The following is a 6,657-nucleotide window of genomic DNA, read 5'->3' as shown; positions in this document are numbered from 1 at the left end:
CCCGCCTTTGAAGCCAGAGCAACGGCACCGGCGGGTCTGAGGGTTTGGCGGGGAGGGGGTGAGATTGCGGGGGACGCTGCAAGTACGTCCCTGTAAGCTCGGTCGCCGCATCCATGCGGCTCACGCCCCCGCAATCTCACCCCTCCCCGCCTTCGACAGGTCCACGCAGCTGTCGGTAGATCCACGCCATGCGTGGATGAAGCGTTCCCGGAAATGAATGCTCGGGGACGAATCTGCTGTAGAGCGGAGCCATGCTCCGCTCCGAGCAAGCGCAGCGAAGCGACCCGCTTCTGCTCTTACTTCTTCATTCCTTGGCTGAGACGCACGGAACCTGTCCGTGGCTGGTCGGGTGGGCTGCGCAGGGGTGTCCGCGGCATGGATGCCGCGGCCAAGCCCCCATGGACGGGTTCACGGCGTCCCCTGCACAGCCCACCCGACCGGCCAACCCACGGAATCTGCTTCTGACGCCAGCCACGAGGGGCTCAGCCGTTGGCCGAATCCAGTAAAATCGCCCCCATGAACACCCCCACCTTCCCCTACGACACCGCGCGCCTGAGCGAACTGGCCCAGCTGCTGATCGACAACGTCCGCGAACTGGCCCAGGCCGGCTGGACCCCGGCCACCAGCAGCAACTTCTCCCACCGCCTGGATGACCGCCACGCCGCGATCACCGTGTCCGGCAAGGACAAGGGCCGCTTGATCGAAGACGACATCATGGTGGTGGACTTCGACGGCAAGGCCGTTGGCCGGCCGCTGCGCCCCTCCGCCGAAACCCTGCTGCACACCCAGCTGTACCGCCGCTTCCCCGAGATCGGCTGCGTGCTGCATACCCACTCGCCGGTGCAGACCATCGCCTCGCGCCTGTACGCGCCGCAGGGGCATATCCGGGTGGAGGGCTACGAACTGCTGAAGGCCTTCGCCGGCAACAGCACCCACGAGATGGCCATCGACATCCCGGTGTTTGCCAACACCCAGGACATGGACGTGCTGTCGGCCCAGGTCGACGCCCTGCTCGACACGCAGACCCTGTGGGGCTACCTGATCGACGGCCACGGCCTGTACGCCTGGGGTCGCGACATGGCCGAGGCGCGCCGGCACATGGAAGCGTTCGAGTTCCTGCTGCACTGCGAGCTGGAGCTGCGCAAGCTGCGCCGCTGAAGTTTCCGGTAAGGCCAGATGCCATTCTGGAATCTGGCCATCGACGCCACCCTGCTACCCTGTCCTCCCCCCAAGACGTTCAAGCTGCCGCCATGAGCCGACTGCGCATCTACGACGACACCCGCCCCGAATCGCCGCTGCTGGACAGCCAGGACGGCGCGATCATCGCTGCCGAACTGCAGAAGATCGGCGTCACCTTTGAACGCTGGCAGGCCACAGCGCCGGTCGCCCCGGGCGCGAGCCAGGACGAGGTGTTTGCTGCCTACCGCGCCGACATCGACCGCCTGGTCGCCGAGCGCGGCTTCAAGAGCGTGGACGTGGCCTCGATCGCGCCGGACAACCCGAACCGCGCCGAGCTGAGGAAGAAGTTCCTCGACGAACACTTCCACAAGGAAGACGAAGTGCGCTTCTTTGTCGCCGGCTCGGGCCTGTTCACCCTGCACGTGGGCGACAAGGTCTACGAGATCGAGTGCGTGAAGGATGACCTGATCGCCGTGCCCGACGGCACCACCCACTGGTTCGACATGGGCGATGAGCCCAGCTTCGTGGCGATCCGCTTCTTCACCGAGCCGGATGGCTGGGTCGGTCACTTCACCGGCACCGACATCGCGCAGAAATTCCCCCGTTACATTCCGACCCAGGCGTCCTGATCAATGCAGCCCCGCGTCATCCTGACCGACATCGAAGGCACCACCAGCAGCATCTCGTTCGTCAAGAACGTACTGTTCCCGTACGCACGCCAGGCGCTGCCCGGCTTCGTCGCCGAACATGGCCAGCAACCGGAGGTGCGTCGCTGGCTGGACGCCGTCGCCACCGAGATCGGCGGCGCCTGCCAGGACAGCCTGGTGGCCGAGACGCTGCAGGGCTGGATCGACCAGGACCGCAAGCACACCGCACTGAAGGCCCTGCAGGGACTGATCTGGGACGCGGGCTACCGCCGTGGCGACTACACCGCGCACTTCTACCCTGAAGTGGCGCCGGTGTTGAAGGGCTGGCACGCCTCGGGCCTGCCGTTGTATGTGTACTCCTCCGGCTCGGTGCCGGCGCAGAAGCTGTTCTTCGGCTTCAGCGATGCCGGTGACCTCAGTCCGCTGGTGTCGGGCTGGTTCGATACCGAAGTCGGTGGCAAGCGCGAGGCCGACAGCTATCGCCACATCGTGCAGGCCATCGGCGTTCCCGCTGGCGAGATCCTGTTCCTGTCCGACGTGGTCGAGGAACTGGACGCCGCCCGCGACGCCGGCCTGCAGACGCGTCTGATCGATCGTCTGGACGACTACCCGATGCCGCGCGTCGGCGCAGCCGCCAACGGCCATGATCGCGTCGAGAACTTCCAGCAGATCCAGCTGTAAGCGCGGCCCGCCGATGGGCTCTGCGGCATCGGCTACCGGGTACCGCTCTTGGTAGATGCCAACCTTGGTTGGCATACGGCCGATGTGTCAACCAAGGTTGACACCTACCAGAACGTGGTTCAGCCCCCCTCAACGATCGTTGAGGGTGCGCACCTTCAACGCCTCGCGCAGCGCAGTCAGGTCCACCGGGCCACGCACGGCGATGTCACGGGTTTCGCCCGGCAGCAGGTCCAGCAGGTTGTCTTCCACCTGCACGTCGAGCGCGCCGAAATCGATCCAGGCCGCGCGCACCAGCACAGCGCTCTGCAGCCGCAGGCGGTAGTGGTCACCGTCGATCGCCAGCGTTGATTTCAGCTGCTGGCGTGGCAGCACCTGGTCCTTGGCTTCGACGAATCCGACCACCTGCCGCGCCGTCACCTTGCCGTCCTGCAGCAGCTCGAACACCGCTACTGTCCGCGCCGGATCGGCGCCAGCCAAGAGCTCGGCATCGGTGTAGTTGCCGATGTCGGTCACCCCGGCAGCGACCAGCGTCACCGCCTGCTCGCGACGGCGCAGCACCTTGCCTTCCACGTCCATCACCCGCAGGCGCCAGCGTGCATCCAATGCCGCGGCTTGGTCATTGATCACGCGCACGCGTGTCCTGCCCTCATCGCGCAACGCCGCCACGGTGACCGGCGCGAAGAAGCGGCGTGCTGCGAAGTGCAGCGCCTTCCAGCGGCCGAAGTAGTCGACGCTCGACCACGAGGCACCTGGCCAGACGTCGTTGAGCTGCCAGTACAGCGATCCCATCGTGTACGGCCGCGAAGCGCGATGGTGCAACGCCGCCAGGGCGATGCCATCGGCCTGCATCACCTGGCTCAGATAGACGAAGTCCTCGAAGTCCTTCGGCGTGCCGTAGCCCAGCTCGATGTAATGCAGCAGGCGCGTATTGCCCTCGCCGGCCATGAATTTCTGGTGCGCGCGGATCACCGGACTGTCGATGCGCTGCTCGGCACGGGTGGCAATCTGGTCCACCGTTGCCACCGCAGGCCAGGCCTGCAGGCCGTACTCGGACATGAAGCGCGGGGTCTCGCGCAGATAGGCCTGCACCGGCAGCGCTGGATTGCCCCACACCTGCCAGTAGTGCTTGTCACCGCGGGTGGAGTCGTTGGCCTTCTCGTCCAGATCGTTGCTGGGCGAGCTGGACCAGTACGGCACACCCAGCCCGTCTTCGCCCACCACCTGGCGCAGGTCGTTGCCGAACAGGTCAACGTAACCCTGCCAGACCTTCGCTGCGAACGCCGGATCGGCGGACTTCAGGTCGCGGCCATGGCCCCAATCCTTCCACGCCGTTTCTTCTTCGTTGTTGCCACACCACAGCACGATGCTGGGATGGTGGCGCAGGCGGCGCACGTTGTCGCGCGCCTCGGCGACCACGCTGGCGCGGAATGCCGGGTCGTAACCGGGCTGCATGCCGCCGCCGAACATGAAGTCCTGCCAGACCAGCAGGCCCAGTTCGTCGGCGATATCGAAGAACGCATCGTCTTCGTAGTAGCCGCCACCCCAGTTGCGCAGCATGTTCATGTTGGCATCGCGCGCGGCGACCAGCACCTGGCGCAGTCGCGCAGCATCAACACGCGCGGGGAAGGCGTCGAACGGGATCACGTTCGCGCCCTTGGCGAAGATCGGCACACCGTTGATGACGAAGGCGAAGCCCTGCCCTCCCTTGCCGTCCTGCTCACGGCGTAGCTCGACCGTGCGCAGACCGATGCGCTGCTCGCGCTTCAACGTGGAATCGACACCACCGTCGAGCGAGGCCAGCACGGTGTAACGATCCTGCGCACCGTGACCGACCGGCCACCAGCGCCGCGGCTTGGCCAGTTCAACCGGCACCTCCACGCTGTTCTGGCCGGGCTTCAGCTCGACCGTGCGCTGCATCCTTGCGACGCTGCGGCCATCAGGATCACGCACCTCAACGTCCACCGCAACGGGACCGGCTACCGCGCCCTGCTCCACCTGCAGCAGCACGGCCAGCGTTGCCTTTTCCACGTCAAGCGCATCAGTGCGTACGGCCAGGTCGGTCAACCGATGCCCATCCCATGCCTGCAGGTCAACGCCACGCCAGACACCGGCCGTGACGTAGCGCGGACCCCAGTCCCAGCCGAAGTGGTAGGCCGGCTTGCGCGCGAAGTTGCCGACCATCGCGTCCTTGGGTTCATCGCCGTAAGGCGAAGGATAATTTCCGGCGATTTTGTACGGCATCGCCTGCACGCCCGGCAGCAGCGTGCGGATCGGCGAACGGAACACGATCTGCAGCTCATTGCCCTTCGCTCGCAGGCGACCTTCGACGCGGGCGCGCCATGTGCGGTGCGCATTGTCGGCACGCAGCAGCGGCTTGCCGTTGAGCTTCACCTCGGCATAGGTATCCAGGCCATCGAAGCGCAGCTCGGCGTTGGGCCTGGCCAAGGTGACGGCGTCCACATCGAAACGGGCCCGGTACTCCCAGTCCGCCAGGCCTATCCACTGCAGTTCGGCTTCGGGCGCGCCGACATAGGGATCGCGGATCAGCTCGTGCGCCAGCAGATCGGTATGCACGCTGCCCGGCACCGTGGCCGCACGCCATTGCTGCAAGCCCGGATGCGCCGCGCCCTGCGCGTCACCGGGCAGCAGGCGGAATTCCCATTGCGCCTGCAGTGGGGCGGCGGTTGCAGGGAATGCGGTCGCCGCGATCAGCAGCAGGAGCAGACGGACAACGAGGGGAAGGCGATGCACGTGATGCTCCTGTTCTAGCGCCGGGCCATGCCCGGCGTACCTTCATCAACGAACGACGTTCAGCACTTCGTAGCAGGCGCCCATGGTGTGGTAATCGACCTTGCCAGCCGGGCTCTTCTCATCGCTGTACTTGCGGTTGTCAGCGTCGAGGATGCGGAACCACGCGCCGTACCGATGGTCGACGAAGTGCCCCCACGAGTACGACCAGATACGGTCGTACCACTGCCAATAGCGGTCATCGCCGGTGCGTTTGGCCATCAACGCGGCGGTGGCCAGCGTCTCGGCCTGCACCCAGAAGTACTTGTCGTCGTCGCAGACGAAGCTGTCGCCGCCGATCGGCGCGCCGTCCATGCCAGGCTGGCGGCGCGACTCCGGTGCGAAGCCGTAGTACAGGCCGCCGCGTGCCTCGTCCCAGCTGCGCTCCACGGCCACATCGAACAGATGCTGCGCGGTCGGCACCAGCCAGTCGGCCTGCACGTGGCGGTCCAGGATCAGCAGCAGCTTGGCCCACTCGGTCTGGTGGCCGGGCTGGAAGCCCCATGGCCGGAACAGATGCTTGGGATCGTCCAGGTTGTAGTCCCAGTCGATGTTCCAGTTGACGTCGTAGTGCTCCCAGACCAGACCGCCGGCCTTGGCCGCCTGTCGGCGGGTCATGTTGTCGCCCAGCTGCAGCGCGCGCTCGACATAGCGCTGCTCACCACTGGCCTCGAATGCAGCCAGCATCGCCTCGCACATATGCATGTTGGCGTTCTGGCCACGGTAACCGGTGAAGTTCCACTGGCCGTCGGCCTCGTCCCTGTACAGGCCGTGCTCGGCTTCCCAGAAGCGCGCTTCCAACAGCTGCCAGGTCTCGTCCATCCACGTGCGGGCTTCTTCGATACCCGCCTTCAATGCACAGCTGTAGGCCAGCAGCACGAAGGCCACGCCGTAGCAGTGGTTCATGTCATCCTCGATCACGCCATCGCGCAGGGTCCAGGCGTAGCCGCCCGTAGCCGGGTTGCGATGCACCTCGCGCAGGTAGCGCACGCCGTGCTCGACCGCATCGCGATACTCGGCATTGCCGAATTCGCGGTAGGCCATGGCGTAGTTGAAGACGAAACGGGTGCTGCTCACCAGGTGGCGATGGCTGGCATCGTAGATGCTGCCGTCGTCACGGAAGTAGTGGAAGAAGCCGCCCTTCGGGTCGATGCAGCGCGGGTGGTAGAACGCCATCGTGTCGGCGATGTGCGCGCGCAGGAAAGCGGGGGAACGGAAATCGGGCGAGGTGCTCATGCGGGAAGATCCTGTGCCTGCAGCAGCTGCTGCACTTCATCGAACGAGGGCATCGCAGCGAACGCGCCCTTGCGTGTCACCGCCAGTGCGCCAACGGCAGCGCCGAAGCGCAGCGTGGCGGCGATCG

The 6,657-nt window shown here is 66.0% G+C and carries 5 protein-coding genes and 1 pseudogene; 3 read left to right on the top strand and 3 right to left on the bottom strand.

What is annotated here, in order from left to right:
* Window positions 1–516: 516 nt before the first annotated feature.
* From DBR20_RS17605 to mtnC, 3 genes are all read left to right on the top strand, one after another.
* The gene (locus tag DBR20_RS17605; RefSeq protein ID WP_059064090.1) at window positions 517–1,158 is read left to right on the top strand and encodes a methylthioribulose 1-phosphate dehydratase; all 642 of its coding nucleotides are present in this window, start codon (window positions 517–519) and stop codon (window positions 1,156–1,158) included.
* A gap of 92 nt (window positions 1,159–1,250) precedes the next feature.
* A complete protein-coding gene (locus DBR20_RS17600; protein WP_108267295.1) occupies window positions 1,251–1,808 on the top strand; it encodes an acireductone dioxygenase in 558 nt (185 codons plus the stop codon).
* Between the two features lie 3 nt (window positions 1,809–1,811).
* Window positions 1,812–2,507, top strand: coding sequence for an acireductone synthase (mtnC, locus tag DBR20_RS17595; RefSeq protein ID WP_108267293.1), 696 nt, complete (start codon window positions 1,812–1,814; stop codon window positions 2,505–2,507).
* Window positions 2,508–2,636: 129 nt separating this feature from the next.
* Here the strand turns inward: mtnC and DBR20_RS17590 are convergent, their stop codons facing one another.
* From DBR20_RS17590 to DBR20_RS23430, 3 genes and pseudogenes are all read right to left on the bottom strand, one after another.
* The gene (locus DBR20_RS17590; protein ID WP_108267291.1) at window positions 2,637–5,258 is read right to left on the bottom strand and encodes a glycoside hydrolase family 2 protein; all 2,622 of its coding nucleotides are present in this window, start codon (window positions 5,256–5,258) and stop codon (window positions 2,637–2,639) included.
* A 45-nt stretch (window positions 5,259–5,303) separates the two neighbouring features.
* Window positions 5,304–6,530 (bottom strand): AGE family epimerase/isomerase, encoded by a 1,227-nt coding sequence (locus DBR20_RS17585; protein ID WP_108267289.1) that lies wholly within the window; start codon window positions 6,528–6,530, stop codon window positions 5,304–5,306.
* Window positions 6,527–6,657: pseudogene (locus DBR20_RS23430) on the bottom strand (carbohydrate kinase); the annotation flags it as partial. The pseudogene DBR20_RS23430 and the gene DBR20_RS17585, both read right to left, overlap by 4 nt.

This window comes from Stenotrophomonas sp. HMWF023, assembly GCF_003060985.1.
Classification (GTDB): domain Bacteria; phylum Pseudomonadota; class Gammaproteobacteria; order Xanthomonadales; family Xanthomonadaceae; genus Stenotrophomonas; species Stenotrophomonas lactitubi.
This window is presented reverse-complemented; position numbering and strand designations above follow the sequence as displayed.